Below are 18463 nucleotides of genomic sequence, written 5' to 3' on the forward strand. Positions count from 1 at the left end.
GCTTTGTTAAATCACAAAAAAAGACCCATGGAATCTTTAGTAAAATTTATTGAAGACGAATTTATCCAAAAAAAGGAGTTTCCAAACTTCTCATCCGGTGATACCATCACCGTTTATTACGAAATCAAGGAAGGTGAAAAAACCCGTACACAGTTCTTTAAAGGAGTTGTGATACAAAGAAGAGGTACTGGTGCTACTGAGACATTTACCATTAGAAAAATGTCAGGAACCGTTGGTGTGGAACGTATTTTCCCCATCAATATGCCAGCCCTTCAGCGAATCGAATTGAACAAGAGAGGAAAAGTACGTCGCTCTAGAATTTTCTATTTCAGAGGATTGACCGGTAAAAAAGCACGTATTAAAGAAATTAGAGGATAGAACATCCTTCATATTATCTAATTGTAAAGGGCACTCTAAAGGGTGCCCTTTTTTTATGAACAATTGTTGATAACCATAGTTCATATATTGTTGATTTTTAAACGGTTATAAAATTTGGATTTTTCAAGTATTATAATAATTTAGTCTAAGAAATATGAAGGAGAGCTAATCAAATTCTTATTTCTTTTAAAGTTTGACGTTCTTTAAAATTTGTTGTTTCTCTTTTAAATTAGTAACACTACTGATCTCAAAAAGAATTTCGAATTGTGATAGGCTTCGGCTGGTTGCAAAGAGAAAATAAATAGGTTTTATGTGCAGAAGGAATGCATTTTCCTCCTTGATAGAATCTAGGAGCAACAAAAAAACTCTTTAGATGTTGTTTAGTTGAAAAATTAAAGGCATTTAGTGTTGAGTAAACGTCAAAGGGGGCAAAGGATGCAATCAATGGTTGCAAATTTGCGGAAACGTAAATTTAAAGTCTAATGGCCCTTTTCAGAAAGCCATATCAATGTTCTACATAGATATGGCTTTTGTTTTTTATATACCTACGCTAGTTTATTAGAGTTATTTTAACTCCCACTCCGTACTCAATAGCCATAAAATAGCCATAACATTGTATATTTGCAGCCTTAAATAATTTCACCTATATGGCCAATATTTTTTACACCAAAACAGACGAAGCTCCCGCTTTGGCTACCTTATCCTTCCTACCCATTGTAAAAGCATTCACACAAACAGCCGATATTGCCATAGAGACCAAAGATATTTCACTGGCTGGCAGAATTTTAGCTGTTTTTCCTGATTTTTTGAAAGAAGACCAAAGAATTACAGATGATTTAGTGGTCCTTGGTGAATTGGCCAAAACACCAGAAGCCAACATCATTAAACTCCCAAACATAAGTGCTTCCATTCCACAACTTAAAGAAGCCATAGAGGAACTGCAAAGCAAGGGGTTTTCCCTCCCGGATTATCCCGATAATCCGAAAAATGACCAAGAAAAGGAAATAAAATCCAGATACGATAAAATAAAGGGTAGCGCAGTAAACCCTGTGCTACGTGAAGGAAATTCAGATAGAAGGGCTCCAAAAGCCGTAAAAAACTACGCAAAAAAGAACCCGCATTCCATGGGTGCATGGGCTGCAGATTCTAAGACCCATGTAGCAACAATGACACATGGAGACTTCAAAAACAATGAAAAGTCTTTGACTCTTCAGGAAGCTAAAGATATCAGAATTGAGTTGGTAGATGATAAAGGAGAAACGACGGTTCTTAAAGAAAAGGTATCCCTTCAAAAAGGTGAAATAATAGATGCCACGGTGATGAGCAAAAACGCTTTGGTGAATTTTCTTAACACAGAGATTGAAGATGCCAAAAAGAACAATTTGCTACTTTCTCTTCACTTCAAGGCCACTATGATGAAGGTATCTGACCCTATTATTTTTGGACACGCCTTAGAAACCTACTTTTCCGAAGTATTTTCAAAACATGCAGACACGTTCAAAACTCTGGGTGTAAATCCAAATAACGGTTTGGAAACACTTTTTGAAAAACTACAGGAATTACCTGAAAATGAACGTAAGGAGATAGAAAAGTCCATCTCGGACGCCATTGGGAATGGGCCGGATTTGGCTATGGTAAATTCAGATAAGGGAATCACCAACCTACACGTACCCAGCGATGTAATCATAGACGCTTCCATGCCTGCAATGATTAGAAATTCTGGAAAAATGTGGGACAAAAACGGAAAACTCCAAGACACTAAGGCTATTATTCCCGACAGTAGCTATTCTGGAATTTATCAGGCCACTATTGATTTTTGTAAAGAGAACGGAGCATTTGACCCAACCACTATGGGAACGGTTCCCAACGTGGGCCTAATGGCGCAAAAGGCAGAGGAATATGGTTCGCATGATAAAACCTTTGAAATCCCATCCTCAGGAAAAGTACGCGTAGTAAGCAGCACTACAGACGAAATCCTTTTAGAGCATGGTGTTGATGAAGGTGATATTTGGAGAATGTGCCAAGTAAAGGATGCTCCCATTAAAGATTGGGTAAAGCTAGCAGTTGGTAGAGCTCGTGCGACACAAACACCAGCGGTTTTTTGGTTGGATCAAGAAAGGGCACATGACTCCCAGCTTATAGAAAAGGTAAACACCTATCTAAAGGAGCATGATACCGAAGGGTTAGATATTCATATTCTTTCCCCAGTTGAGGCGACCAAGTTCACCTTAGCCCGAATAAAGGATGGAAAAGACACCATTTCTGTTTCTGGAAATGTGCTCCGGGATTATTTGACAGACCTATTCCCAATCCTTGAAGTTGGGACCAGTGCCAAAATGCTGTCCATAGTACCCTTAATGAATGGTGGAGGTTTGTTTGAAACCGGTGCGGGAGGTTCTGCGCCCAAACATGTAGAGCAGTTTTTGGAAGAAGGCCATTTAAGATGGGATTCCCTTGGCGAGTTCTTAGCTTTGGGAGTATCCCTTGAACATTATGCCGAAAAGAATGAGAATAAGAAAGCTTTGATTCTTTCAGAAACTTTGGACAATGCAACGGAAAAATTTCTCGAAAACGATAAATCGCCTTCCCGAAAAGTGAATGAACGGGATACCCGGGGTAGTCATTTTTACCTTTGCCTATATTGGGCAGAAGAATTGGCAAATCAGGATAAAGACCAAGAATTGAAGCAAATTTTCAGCAAAGTGTTTGATCAACTTGCATCTGAACAGGATATCATTGACAAAGAACTTATTGATTCTCAAGGTTCCGCAATGGACATTGGTGGATATTATTTGCCAGAACCGGAATTGGCGTCAAAAGCGATGCGGCCCAGCGCCACATTCAACCGCATTTTGGAATCCTTATCCTAAGATTCAAGCCTTAAGGATTAAGAAACTGTTAAACCATGTTTTTTCCAAATATGATTGTCTATTTTAGACTTTCAAAAAATTGCACGTTTAATGCGCAAAGTCTCGCTCTTTATTGCGACCGCACTACTCTTTTTTTCCTGCGAGGATGTAATTGATGTCGATTTGCCTACTTCTGAACCTAGATTGGTAGTAGATGCACTTATAGGTTTTAACGCAAGCAATGGTGACCCGGTCACAGTTGGAGAGGTCAAACTTACTTTAACAGCTCCATTTTTTGATGATGAAGTCCCCCCGGCGGAAAATGCTTCGGTTACCATAACCGATGGGCAAACAGGTGAGGTCTTTCCACTTAGCGAGAGTGAGCCAGGTGTTTTCTCCACAGGATTTCCCCAGTTGCAATTTAATAGAGACTATACCTTGACCATTCTATACAATGGGGAAACCTATACCGCTGTTGAAAGACTAAATCCGTCTCCCGTTATTGACAATGTGGTTCAAGGTGATGGCTTTCTCTTTGACGAAGAGGAGGAAACGGAAGTAATCATAACATTTACTGATATTCCAGGTGAGCGAAACAATTATCTTTTTTCCTTTGGATTTGATAATTTTCTGGTAATTGATGACGAGTTTTTCCAAGACAGCGAGATTACCTTCTCTTATTTCTATGAAGATGTTGAACCTGGAGATTTATTACCCATTACCTTATTTGGTATTGATAAGGAATTTGCTTCTTATACCGAATTGGTCTTGACCCAATCAGATGAAGATGGAGGAGGGCCTTTTGCCGTACCACCTGCCACCATAAAAGGAAACATCCTCAATACTACTAACAGCGACAATTTTCCGTTCGGCTACTTTGCCATAAGTGAGTTTGACGCAAGATTTATTACCGTAACGGAATAGAATGACTTTATCCCAATTTTTACAAAAAAATACCTTCTTAGATAGCCTTCTGTTCTCCAAGAAGCTATGGTTCGTTTTAGTTTTTTTCTCACTGTGTTTTCTATCTGCACAAGAAAAGTATACGCTTAGCGGAACTATTTCCGAAGCTTCGAGCAATGAGACCCTTATCGGGGTGACGCTGGTCTTCCCAGAATTGAAAACAGGGGTTACCACCAATGAGTATGGTTTTTATTCCATAACCTTACCACAAGGTGAATATGATTTTGTGATCAGTTATCTTGGTTTTGAAGATGTTAGGGAACGTATTTCACTTACCGAAGACATTAAAATGGATTTTCGTTTGGTGGAAGAAATGTCCCAACTGGATGAAGTTGTGGTCACGGAAGATGTTGAAAAACTGGATATCAAAAAGCCTCAAATAAGTGTAAACAGCCTATCCTCTCAAACCATAAAACAGATTCCGGTAGTTCTGGGCGAGGCAGATGTTATAAAATCTTTGATTCTTTTGCCTGGGGTCTCAAATGCAGGAGAAGCCGCTTCTGGGTTTAATGTAAGAGGTGGTGCGGCAGACCAAAACCTTATCCTTTTAGATGAGGCAATTGTTTTCAACTCCTCACATCTGTTTGGATTTTTCTCCGTCTTCAATCCGGATGCTATAAAAGACGTAAAACTATTTAAAGGTGGAATTCCGGCAAGATATGGAGGACGTGTATCTTCAGTGCTGGATATTTTTCAGAAAGAGGGAAATAGCAAAGAGCTCAAAGTAAGTGGGGGAATTGGGGCCGTAGCAAGTAGATTACTTATTGAAGGCCCTATCGATAAAGACCGGACTGCCTTTTTGGTTGGAGGTAGAGCTTCGTATGCCCATTTGTTCCTGCCTCTATTCGATATCAACAACAGGGCATATTTCTACGATTTGAACACCAAGATAAATCATAGAATCAATGAACGGAACAGTATTTTCCTGTCAGGTTACTTTGGTAGGGACTTGTTTAGTATTAACGATAGCTTTGTTAATGTCTACGGGAATGCTGTGGGTAATTTTCGTTGGAATCATCTCTTTTCAGACAAATTGTTTTCCAATCTATCGGTAATCTATTCGGATTATTTTTATGGTTTAGAGCTTGATTTTGTGGGTTTTGAATGGGATTCAGGTATTCAAAACTTTAACCTAAAATATGACTTTAAACACTATCTCAATGATAAGTTCACCTTGGATTATGGCCTTAACAATATATACTATGTTTTCAATCCAGGAAAGATAAAACCCAATAGAGAGGATTCTGGAATCGTTGAAGACCAACTCACAAAAAAATACGCTAACGAGGCTGCAGCTTATATAAGTGTGGAGCATAAAGTGAGTGAACAGTTGAGCTTAAACTATGGACTTAGAGTAAGCCATTTCAATCGTTTGGGACAAGACGAGCTTCTGGTATATGACAACAACAATCCAGTTGTATTCGATTCCACATTTCAAATATATAGAGAGGCCATACCTACCGATACCATTTGACCCTGGCAGAGGTGGCAGTTTGGAACGCTTCACAAATTTAGAGCCTCGAGTATCTTTAGCTTATAATTTTCAAGGTAAGAGCTCTATTAAAGCGAGCTACACACGTTTGGCCCAATACCTCCATCTTCTCTCCAATACCAACTCCCCCACTCCATTGGACGTATGGACTCCAAGTGGTCCTTTCGTAGAACCCCAGTTGTTGGACCAATATGCCGTTGGGTACTTTCGAAATATAAATGATGGCGAATTTTCCTTGGAGGTGGAAGGGTTTTATAAGGACATCCAAAATAGAATTGACTATATAGATGGAGCCGACCTAATTGCCAATGATGCTATTGAGCAAGTTATTTTAAATGGAGAAGCAAGGGCCTACGGTCTTGAATTACTTTTGCGAAAAAATGAAGGAGCATTTAAGGGTTGGTTAGCCTACACCCTATCTAAGTCTGAGCAAAGAACGCCAGGCAGAACCGGTGTTTTGGACCAAAATGGGCAACCAGTGGTAGAAACGGGCATCAATTTTGGCGAGTGGTACAATACACCTTTTGACAAAACCCATGACATAGCACTTTTTGCTAGTTATGATTTAAATGAAAAGTGGAATTTCAACGCTAATTTTGTCTACCAAACAGGCCAGCCCACAAATTTTCCAGAAGGTCAGTTTGAGTTTCGAGGGCTGACTGTTCCTTTCTTTGGGCTTCGTAACCAAGAACGTCTGCCTGATTTTCATCGTTTAGATGTTTCTGCTACGCTTACTCCCAAAAGAAACAAAAGAAAAAAGATTCAATCTGAATGGGTTTTCAGTATTTATAACTTGTATAATCGCATGAACGCCGCCTCAATTAACTTTAGGGAAAATGAGGATACTGGAAGAAATGAAGCCCTAAGAACTTCCATTTTTGGAATAATTCCCTCTGTAACCTATAACTTCAAGTTCTAACCTTAAGGGTATATCACTACATAAACATCCAAAGCAGAAGTATCAGGCTTATCGCGACCAAACCTTGAAATAAAGTAGCCAAACTATGTCCCTTTAGTGCGGCCTTCACTTCCATATTGGAAAATTGCGACACCACCCAAAAGTAACTATCATTAATATGTGAAACCGTCATGGCACCTGCACCTATGGCCAATACCACAAGTGCTTTATCCGTTTCAGAGACCAATCCAAAACTTGTCAACAAAGGAGCTACTATGGCCGAGGTAGTAATTATCGACACAGTGGAGGAACCCTGAGCCGTTTTTAAGGTAGCAGCTATAGCAAAAACAATAAGAAGGCTTCCCCAACCGGAAATGGAACTTAGGTTGAAGACTTCGGTAATATCAACTGTCCGAAGTACAGCCCCAAAAGCTCCACCAGCACCGGTTATAAGCACAATGGAACCTGCTTGTTTTAAAGCTTCAGGGACCCAATTCGTTTTTTTAGCTGCTGGAACTTTTCTGGCCAATCCAAAAGCAAAAAAAACGCCTATCAAAAGAGCTAGTATGGGGTTTCCGATAAAATCTAGAAAAGAAAACAGGTATGCTTCTCCCAAAGGATAGCTTGGATGGTTAACAATAGATTTCATCGCAATCAACAGTATAGGCACCAAAAGGGGTAAAAAAGCTTGAAAAGCACTCAAAGGCAGCTCTTCTACAAGTTCTTCGACAACTTTGTTGTTCTCAACTTCGGATTGCTTTAAGGATTTCCCAGAAAAGGTGGCCCACAAGTATCCAGTTAGCGAGACCGGAATGGCAACTCCCAACCCCATCAACAGAACCAAACCAAGGTCAGCTTCCAAAATAGCCGCAGCAGCTAAAGGCCCCGGTGTTGGTGGAACAAAAACATGGGCGGCGTACAAACCCGTGGATAAGGCAATGGCAAAGACCAAAACGGGAACGCCACTTTTTTGGCTCAGTGCTTTGTTCAATCTTGAAAGTATAATGAAACCTGAATCGCAAAAAACGGGAATGGACACCACAAAACCAGCAAGGTTAATGGCCATGGGTGACTTTTTATCACCCACCAATTTTAAAATCGTTTGTGCTAAAATCTGAGTAGCCCCTGTTTTTTCAAGATAAATGCCGATAATACTTCCAAAAGCTATAACCAAGGCTATACCTGACAATGTCTTCCCTAAACCTTCTCCCATACTTTTAATAACATCAGCCGGAGACATTCCTAGAAAAAGTCCAGCAGCCACAGCAGCTATTGTTAAAGACAATACCGGATGCATTTTAAAACGGACCGTAGCTAGGATAATAAAAAGAATTGCACCGGCCAGAATAGGAAAAATCATGTTTGTTTTTTGTGAAAGGCTATTAAATATAAAGCAATATAATTACTTTAGTCTTTATGCGAACGGATAAGAAACTTTTGGTCAAGGGCATTAAATTTTTAGGGTATACGGCAGGTGTAATGTTCCTAGCCCCTTTTACTATTTATCAAGCCTTTAAGAACGAGGACCATCCGGCGTATATCCCGGTTTTAGTCATTGGAATCATTTTGGCCATTACTGCAATCTCCTTGGGCTTTTATTCCATGAAGATTTTTATGGATGCACTTTTTGGTAAGAAATCAGGAGAATAAAAATTACTTCTTTTTTGGGGAGGGCGCGTTCTTCCATTTATTGCTGAGAAGGGCATAATCATAATCCAAAACCGATTTTTGCCTTTCCAATTTATCTGCAGCAAACGCGCGCTGCAAAATATCCTCAATGAGGTAGTCTTCGTGGATGTATTCGGGATGAAACTCTTCTTTGATACTTATTTTGAAAGCTTTGGCTGTGGTGTTATACCAAAATGCACGCCAACCACTTCGTAGTTCCTTTACCAAGTTGAACGCTGTTTTTCCTGTCTGCCTGTAAATCAACTTAACCAGTATTTGTCCCTCTGTCCTGGTAAGTTTTTTAAGCTCTTCAGAAAACTCTCCTTCAATATACTTCTGGACTTTTTTGGTATAGCGCTTTCTATGTCTTTTGCGTTTGATTTTATCCAAACTATCATTGAGCTCTACCAATCGTTCCGCAGCCAATTTGGCGTAAGGATAAACCTTTAGAGTCTTTCGCCTTAAAATGTAATAACGAAGTTTTTCCCTTCTGTCGGCAAATTCCAGTTTGCTGAAAATAAATACCTCATCAAGCTCAATGGAACTGCGCAAAATAGAGTCCCCTTCAAATCGGACATAATAATCAGCAACCGAGTCTTTCGATATTTCCTGTGAAAACACAGAACACACCAAAAGGGATATAATAGCAGCGATTTGGTACTTCAGCATTAAAATTCTTTAACAAATGTTGGGTTAAAATTAAGGATAAAGCCAAAAATGGGCTATTAAATAAAAGTGAATATTGTTAAGTTTGTTTTCTAATCCATGTACATGTCAAAATCAAAAATCATTACCGACCAATCTTTAGAATTTTTTGAAAAATATCTGAACAACGCTTCACCCACTGGTTATGAATGGGAGGGTCAGAAAATCTGGATGGATTACCTGAAGCCTTATGTAGATGAATTTATTACCGATACCTATGGTACGGCAGTGGCGGTAATTAACCCCGAGGCCGATTACAAAGTGGTCATAGAAGGACATTCTGATGAAATATCTTGGTATGTGAATTACATTACCGACAATGGTTTGCTTTATGTTATTCGGAATGGTGGTAGCGATCACCAAATTGCACCCTCAAAGTGGGTAAATATCCACACTAAAAATGGAGTTGTAAAAGGCGTATTTGGATGGCCGGCCATACACACGAGAAAGGCTGGAAAAGAAGAAGCACCTAAGTTGGACAATATCTTCATTGATATTGGAGCAAAAGACAAGGAAGAAGTTGAAAAAATGGGGGTTCACGTAGGGTGTGTAATCACTTATCCTGATGAATTTCATGTACTCAACAAGGACAAATTTGTTTGCCGTGCATTGGATAATCGTGCAGGCGGTTTTATGATTGCCGAAGTGGCTCGACTGCTCCATGAAAATAAGGTAGAGTTACCTTTTGGACTTTACATCACCAACTCGGTTCAAGAGGAAATAGGTCTTAGAGGTGCCGAAATGATAACCCAGACCATTAAGCCCAACGTGGCCATTGTTACTGATGTTACCCACGATACCACTACCCCAATGATTGAAAAGAAGGTACAGGGAGATTGCTCTATGGGTAAGGGCCCTGTAATTTCGTATGCTCCGGCGGTACAGCAAAAACTTCGTGAACGCATTATAGAAACAGCCCAAGCCAAGGAAATTCCATTTCAAAGGCAAGCATCGTCAAGATATACTGGAACCGACACCGATGCCTTTGCTTACAGCAATGGTGGTGTGGCATCTGCCCTAATTTCTCTTCCATTACGCTATATGCACACTACGGTTGAGACGGTCCATAGAGATGATGTGGAAAATGTAATTCGCTTGATCTACGAAACTTTGTTGACCATAAAATCAGGGGAGACTTTTAGTTATTTTGATTGATACCTGGTCATTTCGAGCAGAGCGAGAAATCTAACTCTAAAAAGATTTCTCAGTCGCTTTGCTTCTTCGAAATGACAAATTAAAATCAAATTATGGATGAACTGGTCGATATCTTGGATACCGAAGGAAATCTCACCGGACAATCCCTTTTAAAATCCGAAGCACACCGACTGGGACTTTATCACTCCACGGTTCATGTGTGGTGTTATGATGAAAAAGGATTTGTTTTACTTCAACAACGCGGAAAAAACAAAATAAATTTTCCGTTGATGTGGGATATCTCAGTGGCAGGACATGTTTCCGCAGGTGAAACCCTCGAGGTAGCTGCCATTAGAGAAGTACGTGAGGAAATTGGTATTGCCATTGTTGAAGACCAACTGAAAAAAATAGGTGTGTTCAAAACCGAACATCTACATGCCAAGGACTTCCTGGATAGGGAATTTAACTATACCTTTTTATGTCATTTATCCCGTTATACCCCATTACAAAAACAGGATTCAGAGGTTGAAGCATTGGAATGGTTTCCTTTGGAAAGGTTTAAACAGTGGGTAGAAAAAAAGCATCCTGACCTCGTTCCAAATCTAAACCAGAGATACGAAAAGGTAATTACAGAAATTGAATCCCGTTTATAAGGTTTTAAAGAATTCCTCTGGATTATCCAAAGTGTAGGATTCTTGATTTCCTGTAGTCATATCCTTTACAATAAACTGACCCGCATTCAATTCTTTTTCGCCCAATAAAATTACATAGGGAACCTTGCGCTTATCTGCATATTTAAACTGTTTCTGAACCTTAGCCGCCGAAGGATATAAATCTGCTCGTAAACCAAAACTTCTTAAAGCGCTGACCAGTTTTAGTGCTGCAGCACCTTCTTTTTCACCAAAGTTAAGACAAAGGATATCCAAGGATGTTTCCAAAGATTCCGGAAACAGCCCCAGTTCTTCGAGCACCAAGTAAATACGGTCCAACCCAAATGATATACCTACTCCACTCACATCTTTAAGCCCAAAAATGCCCGTAAGGTCATCATAACGCCCTCCTCCTCCAATGGAGCCCATTTTAACCGTTGCTGGAGCTGCAACTTCAAAGATGGCACCGGTATAATAGTTCAATCCACGTGCTAAGGTTACATCTAACTGCAAAGAAGCACTTGTCAGTCCTAATCCTTCAACATAGGTCAGGATGGTTTTAACCTCTTCCACACCTTCTGTTCCTAGTTCAGATTCCGACAATAGGCCTTTCAAAATCTCTAGTTTTTCCTCATTGGTTCCAACCATCCCAAACAATGGGGTGGCTTTAGCAATGGCACTTTCAGAAATTCCCTTTTTTATCATTTCAGCTTTTACGGCCTGCTCCCCTATTTTATCCAGTTTATCCAAGGCTATCGTAAAATCAACTAGACGATTTTGTGCACCGATAACCTCAGCAATACCATACAATATTTTTCTATTATTGATTTTTATAGTTGTTCCCTCCAATCTTAAGTCCGTAAAAACGGCATCATACAATTGAATCAATTCTACTTCCTGTAATAAAGAATTTGCCCCAACCACATCCGCATCACATTGATAGAACTCCCTGAAACGTCCCTTCTGGGGTCTATCTGCCCGCCAAACCGGTTGTATTTGATAACGCTTAAAAGGAAAATCGATTTCATTTTGGTGAATGACCACATAACGTGCAAAAGGAACGGTAAGGTCATAACGCAAAGCTTTTTCGGTAATCTTGGGAGCCAAAGAATTGGAATTCTTGGAACTATACGTAACATCATCCACCTTTGAAATAAAATCTCCAGAATTCAAGATTTTAAATATGAGACGGTCCCCTTCCTCTCCGTACTTTCCGAGTAGCGTTTCCGAATTCTCCAAAGAAGGCGTTTCAATAGGCTGAAATCCAAAACGTTCAAAGTGCTTTTTGACAACAGAAATGATATGATTTCGCTTCGCTACTTCGGCTGGAGAAAAATCGCGCGTTCCCTTAGGAATGGATGGTTTTTGTGGCATATTTTATAAATCTCGTGCAAATATACATATTGATGTTATGCATTCATCAATTGAAAACAGGTGTCTATCAATCCCTATCCATATTATGATTCTCACTAGAATACTTTTGAAAACCAATAATATCCTAAATCTTACAAAAAATGAATTTAAAACAATTTTTCTTCTATACTTTAACCATTATCATATTACTTACATCCTGTTCTAAGCAAGAAAGTGAAGCGGACGAATTTACTAATTTACAAGGCACCTACTGTTGGGATTTAAATGGAAACGGTTTGGCTGATATAGAAAGTGAAGACTTGAATAATGACGGTAAGGTTGACAAGTTTGACTGCAGAGACTGGGAACCAAAAAAATAACCTTTAGTCATGAAAATAGAGGATATCTTCTGAGGGTATCAAACCTCTATTCCATAATCCTTTCAAACCACTGGTACAACTCTCCTTTGGTGATAACCGCACCTTGTTGTATGATACCGAACTTATCTTGGTTTCTATCGCTGGAATAAGCTTTGGAAGCTGTCAAGTATTCAACAAAATCTGATTGAAAGTTGCGCTTAAACCAACCGAAGCCTTCCTGAGTCCTCAAATCGATTTCTGGATTTAATACTTTAACTGAGAAGAGTTTCATCTCTTTTTCAGTTAAGTGGAACAGGTGCATGTGCTGTTCTGAAATGTTTTCCAAGTATTCCACCTTGGCCAAAACACCTTCCCAAATCAGGTCGCTGAACACATCCAATTCTTCCTCAGCCACTTCTGGTTTTTCTTCTTTTAGATGGGTCCACTCTTCTGCCGTAATGGACTGGGTAGCCAAAAAATTTATAAACTCAGGATGAAGTTCCTCCAATTGCTGCTGCGTCAAACGTGCATATTTCATCAAATCCTTTTTTTGATTTTGCAAAAGTAAAAAAGGCCGCACTATTGTGTGGCCTATATTTAAGTATAATTTGGACATCGTATCACCTCATTATTAATTTACGAAGTGAATTGCCCATAGATGTCTCAAGGACTACCACATAAATTCCAGAAGGGAGGCCTTCAATATTCATTGCAACGCTGTAGTCTTGTTTACCTCCCACCAATTCTTGAAGTATGAGGTTATTATTCGCAAACCCAAAGACCTTGATGCTAGCATTTGCAATTTCCAAAAGACCTACATCTACATAAAACTGACCAGTGGTTGGGTTTGGATATACAATAAAACGCTTAATCCCTTCTCTAGAAATCCCTTCGTTTTCACTTGCAGTGTCCGTTAAACTGTTTTCCAAAACCAAGATTTTTTTCGTTAATGAAGACCAACAATTGTCTCGATAAACCGTTACGCCGATTTCATATTCCCCGGGCGCTGTGAACATTAAACCAAGTTTGTCGTTGTTTTGTTCTGTGATAATGGCACTTTCAGGAACCGACCACTCAACCGTATCTGGAAACGGATAACTAAGGTCTACAGCAATAATATTTTCATCCATAAAAGCCTGACTGGTCATTGCGAATTCTGCTTTAATTTGGTCGGGTGACCCTACCGTGGTATCAATAAACAGTTCACATCCATTATCATCTACAATTAAAACTTGGTAGTTATCCGCTTGAAGATTAGTAAATGTATCACTACCCTGAAAATTTAACCCTCCATCAATGGAATAGACATAGGGAGGTGTTCCTCCATGCGCGTTGACATTGATTGTCCCTTCCTCACCAATAAAGCATTCTGTTGGGAATGGTACCAAATTTCCTCCAAGCACTTCGGAAGGTTCAGTTAAAACAACGGAACTAACCACTTCTGATACGTTGGAATCATCAGTAAGTCTCAAGGTATATGTACCGGGAGTTAACCCTGTAATAGTAGATGTATTAGGAACCAAGAAATTAACTTGTCCCTCCTTTTCCCAAATATAGCTGAATGGTGGTATTCCAGTAACATTTGCAGTTATGGAACCGGAAGCTTCCCCTTTACAGTATATGTTTTCTGGAATAAATTCCACAATCTCCAAGGGTTCGGGCTCAAAAATAATAACAGGTTGTTCGAGAGAAGCAGAGCAACCATTGGCATCGATTACCACTACTTGGTAGCTACCTTCCCCTAAGCCTACTAGTTGATTGTCTGTAGATTCCTGAGAGATAACAAAAAGGTCTTCATCTTTGGTCCATTCATAAGAGAAAGGCGGAACCCCATTTTGGACATCAATGGTAAGCATTCCATCGTCGGCTCCATTAACACTAATGTTGGTCTTGGAAATTTCAATGACTTCTATTCCAGTTTCTGGTTCCGTCAAAACTATAGGGCTATCTTCGTTGCTAACCTGACATTCCCCATCAGATACAAAGTAAATATACTCCCCAATAGAGAGGTTTTCCCTAAAAGAATCGGTCACGGGACTATCCAACCAGCTCACCTCATAAGGACCACCTGTACCACCGGATATGTCCAATTGTATGCTCCCAAAATCCTCGCCTTTACAGCTACTATTATTCTGTATTGCCTCTACCGTTAGCAATGGGTTTGTATATTCGAATTCATAAAAAGTTATTTCCATGTTGTCAGCATTGTCTGTAACCGAGACGAAATAACTACCCTGCACAACCTCGATTGATTTTGTAGTCTCCCCCGTAGACCATATGTACTCATATCCACAATTGGTACCTCCAATAGGGTTTGCCTCAAGAATACCCATATCACCCTTACAGGTTATTGATACGCTTTCGGCGATGGAAACCTCCAATGGGTCCAATTCATTTATGGTGAATCCATATTCTTCTGAAGGACAACCTTGACCACCACCATCAATAACGATAAGACCATAGTCCCCAGGTTCGAGATCCTGCAGATTGGTTGGATTGTTAGGTAAAAAAACCTCACCATCTTTTGTCCAATTGTATGCATAATTACCATCCCCCCCGGATACTTGTTCCAATACTATACTCCCTGTAGCGAGACAACTTGGAGGTTCTCCGGGTTGAAAAATCAGATAGGAGTCCAATTGAGGACTTTCAGCCAAAGCCACTAACTCTACTTCCTGAACTTCGGATTCACATCCCAAAACATCGGTTACCAACAGGGAATAGTTACCATCTGGCAGGTTGACTAAATGAATATTTGTAGAGCCTTCGGGAAGGTCGAAAGATTCACTATTTCTTTTCCAATCAAAGGAATATCCACCGTTCCCACCTGAAAGATTGTCTACCGTGATTTCTCCATCTGAAGTTGCGGTGCAGGTCGGATCGGTTTTGTTTAAATTGAAAGTGATTGATTGTGGCTCTAAAATAGTTATTGGAACCGAACCGCCTGGAATAACATCATTATCGATACCTACTTGCCATATCATGTTGTAATTCCCGGCAGGTAAAGTATTTCCAATGAATGTAACAGATTTATCTTCAAAATCCGAATTGTATAATAACCCTGAGTTTTGTATTGGGTCGCCTCCCTGCTCAAATATTAATTGCATCCATTCACCTTCATTCAAAGTACGGTCGAAAACCGCAGTCACTCCCCCATTCTCGTCTCCGAAACAAGTAGGTTGAATTGTTAGCGGATTTGGTATAATAGCCACATCTAACTTGGGAGCACATTTTATTAAATCTAAAATCAATACATCTGAGAAGTTTGCAACGTCATTTGGATCATCGGTATAACGTACCTGAATTTGTAGGTTATTGTAATCTTCAATATTAATATTGGGTATTTCTGAAGGGTTTATTTCGGGATTTGAAGGATTTACGGCATAGGGAAGTAAAAATTCAAACTGCTCAGTATTTGTGTTGAAATAAGTTAGTGAGTAAGTCATATCGGATATCGAAACATTTATAGGTGTCGCTTCACACCTTTTTATCTGAGTGAGATTCGGATTTCTTTCTGCCAATGGCCTTATTAAATTCACAAAAAACTTTCCACTTGCATTACTAGCACAATCCCATTCTTCATTTAATTTCCCGTTTACTAAACCATTGTAATTGCCGTTATAATTGGAAGAACATCCATCATCTTGCTCTGTCGGCTCCTTTAAAGATGGACTTTTATATGAAGTAACTTCTGAAATAGATTCATAAATATAATCATCCGTATATACTCCCTCGTTAAATATTCCAGTTCCAAAAATACTATGATTACCAAAAGTTTGTCCGAAATTTCCACCTGCCTCACCGTTGTATTCATTAACCGTTACCTTATAGCGAATCTTATACTTAAACTGGCTGTAGATCTTCGTCAATCCAAAAAAAATTACCAAAAGAGGAATCAAATAAACCTTTTTCATCATCAATTATTAATAAATTATTGGAACTTCTACCCACTCGCTTAGCTCTCCATTTTTAAAAACAGCATGAATACCATAACGATACTTGGTATTAAGAATGACTCTTTTATCCTTAAATGTTTTTGATTCAGGAGGCAAGGTTGCATAGCGTAAAAAAGTTTCTTCTTCCTTTCTGAATATTTGTATTTCAAATACATCTGGTTCATTGTAGCGCCAGCTTAATTGAATGTATTTGTTTTCCCTGTTCGCCTCTACATACAATCCTTTTATTTTAGGCTGTAATAGTTGTTTTGGGGTAGTGATGGAAAGTGGCGAAGATGGGGGGCTTTCCAATCCGGTTTGATTCGTTGTTGTCAATGTATAGCGATAGGTAGTATTGGGTTCCAGACTGTCATCTTTAAAAGTAATAGTAGAAATATCGTCGGTTTCAAAAACGTTTTCCCATGAGGTTTCCATACTAGCATCGACACGTTTTCTGTAAACCACTTGTTTAGCAAGGTTCTCTGATGAGCTTGGAATCCAATGCAGTTGTATACTATCCCCAATAATTTCATATGCTTTAAAAACGGGACTGGTTGGCGGAATCATATTGGGTCGTTCCAAGACCAAAGTGTCCGAGGGTATAGACTCATTATAACGCAGGTCTGTAGCAATAATGCGATAGTAAACCTTACTTGCAAAAGTTTTTACGTTAATCGTATCTTGAAAGGTGGTTTCCCGTAACTCTTCTTTGGTCAGCCGGGTAAATTCCTGATTTTTTCGATTGGCCCTTAGCACTGTATAGCCCTTTAAGTCCAATTCCGTATTGGGTTCCCAAGATAAACGCACCACACCCAGTGTATCCACCGTTCCTGCAAGTCCCAACGGTTTATCCGGCGGTATGGAATCCACAGGCTGCACCATGGTTGGTGATGAATCCTGATAATCCCCTGCAATACCGTTGGCGCGTACTTTAAAGTAATTTATGCGGTCCAAACCTTGGTAGGAAAACTCCCTTTCCCCTTTTCCCAATTCCATACCTACAATTTCGTAGGGTCCTATGGCTTTGGATGCACGTAAAATATCAAAATCTACTAGTTTCCATGCCTCGTCTGTTGGGAAATCCCATCGCAGCTCCACTTGCTTATCGGACACAATTGTATTCGTCCCAAACTGTGGTGCAGCCAATAGTTCCTTAAATGCGATTACCGAAATGGTATCTGACGGGGGGCTCATCATATCAAAAAGACTTTTTCCTCGAATCCGATACCAGTATTTTTTGTTGTATTCGGGTATACTGTCCGTATATGAGATTCCTGACGAATTGGTAATGGCCAATTTGGTAATGGGTGCGTCATTTACTTTGCGAAAGTTTTTCCCATCTTCTGATTTTTCCAAATCATATGCTGTGTAAAAATCCAAAAGTCCATCGTATTCCCAAATCAAGACAAAAGCGTTGTTATAGAAATATCCTGCAAAGTCATAAGGTTTTGGCAAAACAGGTTGCTGGGTTGGAGCCATTAGTACTCCTGCTTCATCCAATTGCATAAGCTCCTGAGGAGCTGCCAATTGTACATTATAGAGATAGCGTTCATTTGGCTTTACATCTCGATCCACATACCCCAATCCTGCATACTGCGCAGCTATAAAATCCTGATCGACAGCAAACATGGAAAAACCAAAGCGCTGTTCCAGTTCACTACTCTCGTTGACCACTTTCATGAAGAGATTCTCGCTTTCATCGTTTACACTAAAACTTTCCCCATAAATGGCCTGCGCGGCTACGGCGGCCATATCATTGTTCTGAATCAAAGACTCCCATAGCGATAATGGTTTTGGTTTGATTGGACCTCCAGTCAATATCACTTTTTCCGATTTTTCCAAGGGGCGTCCATCCCTGAATATCGTTGCACGCTCCACCAGATAGCCGTATTCATTACCATACTTCCAAGCCCATTGGTCATTAACACCCCAACGCACATAAACAGCATCCCTTTTTGCAAACCCCTTGACAAAAAGTTTAGGACTTTGTACGGAATCGACGGTATCCTGTTGCGATTGGCAAAACAACACAAAGAGTAGAAAAAACAGAAGATTGCATGTCTTTCTTAAATCCATTTT

Annotated in this window: 13 protein-coding genes and 1 pseudogene; 8 read left to right on the forward strand and 6 right to left on the reverse strand. The window is 39.7% G+C overall.

Annotation, left to right across the window (positions count from 1 at the left end; translation table 11 throughout):
• Positions 1 to 27 precede the first annotated feature (27 nt).
• From rplS to ACOKFD_RS04685, 4 genes and pseudogenes are all read left to right on the forward strand, one after another.
• The gene (gene rplS, locus ACOKFD_RS04670; protein ID WP_298999133.1) at positions 28 to 378 is read left to right on the forward strand and encodes a 50S ribosomal protein L19; all 351 of its coding nucleotides are present in this window, start codon (positions 28 to 30) and stop codon (positions 376 to 378) included.
• 647 nt (positions 379 to 1025) lie between these two features.
• Positions 1026 to 3248 (forward strand): NADP-dependent isocitrate dehydrogenase, encoded by a 2223-nt coding sequence (locus tag ACOKFD_RS04675; RefSeq protein WP_422860184.1) that lies wholly within the window; start codon positions 1026 to 1028, stop codon positions 3246 to 3248.
• Positions 3249 to 3338: 90 nt separating this feature from the next.
• Positions 3339 to 4151, forward strand: a complete 813-nt coding sequence (locus tag ACOKFD_RS04680) for a DUF4249 family protein (RefSeq protein ID WP_298999135.1) — start codon at positions 3339 to 3341, stop codon at positions 4149 to 4151.
• A 1-nt stretch (position 4152) separates the two neighbouring features.
• Positions 4153 to 6601, forward strand: a pseudogene (locus ACOKFD_RS04685) (TonB-dependent receptor).
• 16 nt (positions 6602 to 6617) lie between these two features.
• Here ACOKFD_RS04685 and ACOKFD_RS04690 read toward each other — a convergent pair.
• Positions 6618 to 7940: a GntP family permease gene (locus ACOKFD_RS04690; RefSeq protein WP_422860185.1), complete on the reverse strand. Its 1323-nt coding sequence runs from the start codon at positions 7938 to 7940 to the stop codon at positions 6618 to 6620.
• A 56-nt stretch (positions 7941 to 7996) separates the two neighbouring features.
• Between ACOKFD_RS04690 and ACOKFD_RS04695 the strand changes: the two genes are divergently transcribed.
• Entirely contained in the window at positions 7997 to 8230 is a 234-nt protein-coding gene (locus tag ACOKFD_RS04695) for a DUF6095 family protein (RefSeq protein WP_298999138.1), read from the forward strand.
• A 3-nt stretch (positions 8231 to 8233) separates the two neighbouring features.
• On the opposite strand, the gene ACOKFD_RS04700 is transcribed toward ACOKFD_RS04695, so the two are convergent.
• Entirely contained in the window at positions 8234 to 8917 is a 684-nt protein-coding gene (locus ACOKFD_RS04700) for a DUF4294 domain-containing protein (RefSeq protein ID WP_422860186.1), read from the reverse strand.
• A 102-nt stretch (positions 8918 to 9019) separates the two neighbouring features.
• Here ACOKFD_RS04700 and ACOKFD_RS04705 point away from each other — a divergent pair, with 102 nt between their 5' ends.
• The gene (locus ACOKFD_RS04705) at positions 9020 to 10108 is read left to right on the forward strand and encodes a M42 family metallopeptidase (RefSeq protein WP_422860187.1); all 1089 of its coding nucleotides are present in this window, start codon (positions 9020 to 9022) and stop codon (positions 10106 to 10108) included.
• A 92-nt stretch (positions 10109 to 10200) separates the two neighbouring features.
• Positions 10201 to 10740 carry an NUDIX hydrolase gene (locus tag ACOKFD_RS04710; RefSeq protein ID WP_422860188.1) on the forward strand — a complete coding sequence of 180 codons (540 nt, stop codon included), beginning with the start codon at positions 10201 to 10203 and terminating at the stop codon, positions 10738 to 10740.
• On the opposite strand, the gene hisS is transcribed toward ACOKFD_RS04710, so the two are convergent.
• Entirely contained in the window at positions 10735 to 12111 is a 1377-nt protein-coding gene (gene hisS / locus ACOKFD_RS04715; protein ID WP_422860189.1) for a histidine--tRNA ligase, read from the reverse strand. The genes ACOKFD_RS04710 and hisS overlap by 6 nt on opposite strands.
• 140 nt (positions 12112 to 12251) lie before the next feature.
• Between hisS and ACOKFD_RS04720 the strand changes: the two genes are divergently transcribed.
• Positions 12252 to 12470, forward strand: coding sequence for a hypothetical protein (locus tag ACOKFD_RS04720; RefSeq protein ID WP_422860190.1), 219 nt, complete (start codon positions 12252 to 12254; stop codon positions 12468 to 12470).
• A 46-nt stretch (positions 12471 to 12516) separates the two neighbouring features.
• Here the strand turns inward: ACOKFD_RS04720 and ACOKFD_RS04725 are convergent, their stop codons facing one another.
• The 3 genes from ACOKFD_RS04725 to ACOKFD_RS04735 form a co-directional block, all read right to left on the reverse strand.
• Positions 12517 to 12987 carry a DUF6495 family protein gene (locus ACOKFD_RS04725; RefSeq protein ID WP_422860191.1) on the reverse strand — a complete coding sequence of 157 codons (471 nt, stop codon included), beginning with the start codon at positions 12985 to 12987 and terminating at the stop codon, positions 12517 to 12519.
• Between the two features lie 82 nt (positions 12988 to 13069).
• Complete coding sequence (locus ACOKFD_RS04730) at positions 13070 to 16366, reverse strand: T9SS type A sorting domain-containing protein (protein ID WP_422860192.1); 3297 nt, start codon at positions 16364 to 16366, stop codon at positions 13070 to 13072.
• 6 nt (positions 16367 to 16372) lie between these two features.
• A complete protein-coding gene (locus ACOKFD_RS04735) occupies positions 16373 to 18460 on the reverse strand; it encodes a fibronectin type III domain-containing protein (protein WP_422860193.1) in 2088 nt (695 codons plus the stop codon).
• Positions 18461 to 18463 lie beyond the last annotated feature (3 nt).

This window comes from Flagellimonas ulvae (assembly GCF_049333175.1).
GTDB lineage: Bacteria > Bacteroidota > Bacteroidia > Flavobacteriales > Flavobacteriaceae > Flagellimonas.

Bases quoted from the DNA above. Each gene is read 5' to 3' on its own strand.
- ACOKFD_RS04695 (WP_298999138.1), top strand. From the start codon at position 7,997: ATGCGAACGGATAAGAAACTTTTGGTCAAGGGCATTAAATTTTTAGGG.
- ACOKFD_RS04720 (WP_422860190.1), top strand. From the start codon at position 12,252: ATGAATTTAAAACAATTTTTCTTCTATACTTTAACCATTATCATATTA.
- ACOKFD_RS04690 (WP_422860185.1), bottom strand. From the start codon at position 7,940: ATGATTTTTCCTATTCTGGCCGGTGCAATTCTTTTTATTATCCTAGCT.
- ACOKFD_RS04735 (WP_422860193.1), bottom strand. From the start codon at position 18,460: ATGGATTTAAGAAAGACATGCAATCTTCTGTTTTTTCTACTCTTTGTG.
- ACOKFD_RS04710 (WP_422860188.1), top strand. From the start codon at position 10,201: ATGGATGAACTGGTCGATATCTTGGATACCGAAGGAAATCTCACCGGA.
- ACOKFD_RS04705 (WP_422860187.1), top strand. From the start codon at position 9,020: ATGTCAAAATCAAAAATCATTACCGACCAATCTTTAGAATTTTTTGAA.
- ACOKFD_RS04725 (WP_422860191.1), bottom strand. From the start codon at position 12,987: ATGAAATATGCACGTTTGACGCAGCAGCAATTGGAGGAACTTCATCCT.
- rplS (WP_298999133.1), top strand. From the start codon at position 28: ATGGAATCTTTAGTAAAATTTATTGAAGACGAATTTATCCAAAAAAAG.
- hisS (WP_422860189.1), bottom strand. From the start codon at position 12,111: ATGCCACAAAAACCATCCATTCCTAAGGGAACGCGCGATTTTTCTCCA.
- ACOKFD_RS04730 (WP_422860192.1), bottom strand. From the start codon at position 16,366: ATGATGAAAAAGGTTTATTTGATTCCTCTTTTGGTAATTTTTTTTGGA.
- ACOKFD_RS04675 (WP_422860184.1), top strand. From the start codon at position 1,026: ATGGCCAATATTTTTTACACCAAAACAGACGAAGCTCCCGCTTTGGCT.
- ACOKFD_RS04700 (WP_422860186.1), bottom strand. From the start codon at position 8,917: ATGCTGAAGTACCAAATCGCTGCTATTATATCCCTTTTGGTGTGTTCT.
- ACOKFD_RS04680 (WP_298999135.1), top strand. From the start codon at position 3,339: ATGCGCAAAGTCTCGCTCTTTATTGCGACCGCACTACTCTTTTTTTCC.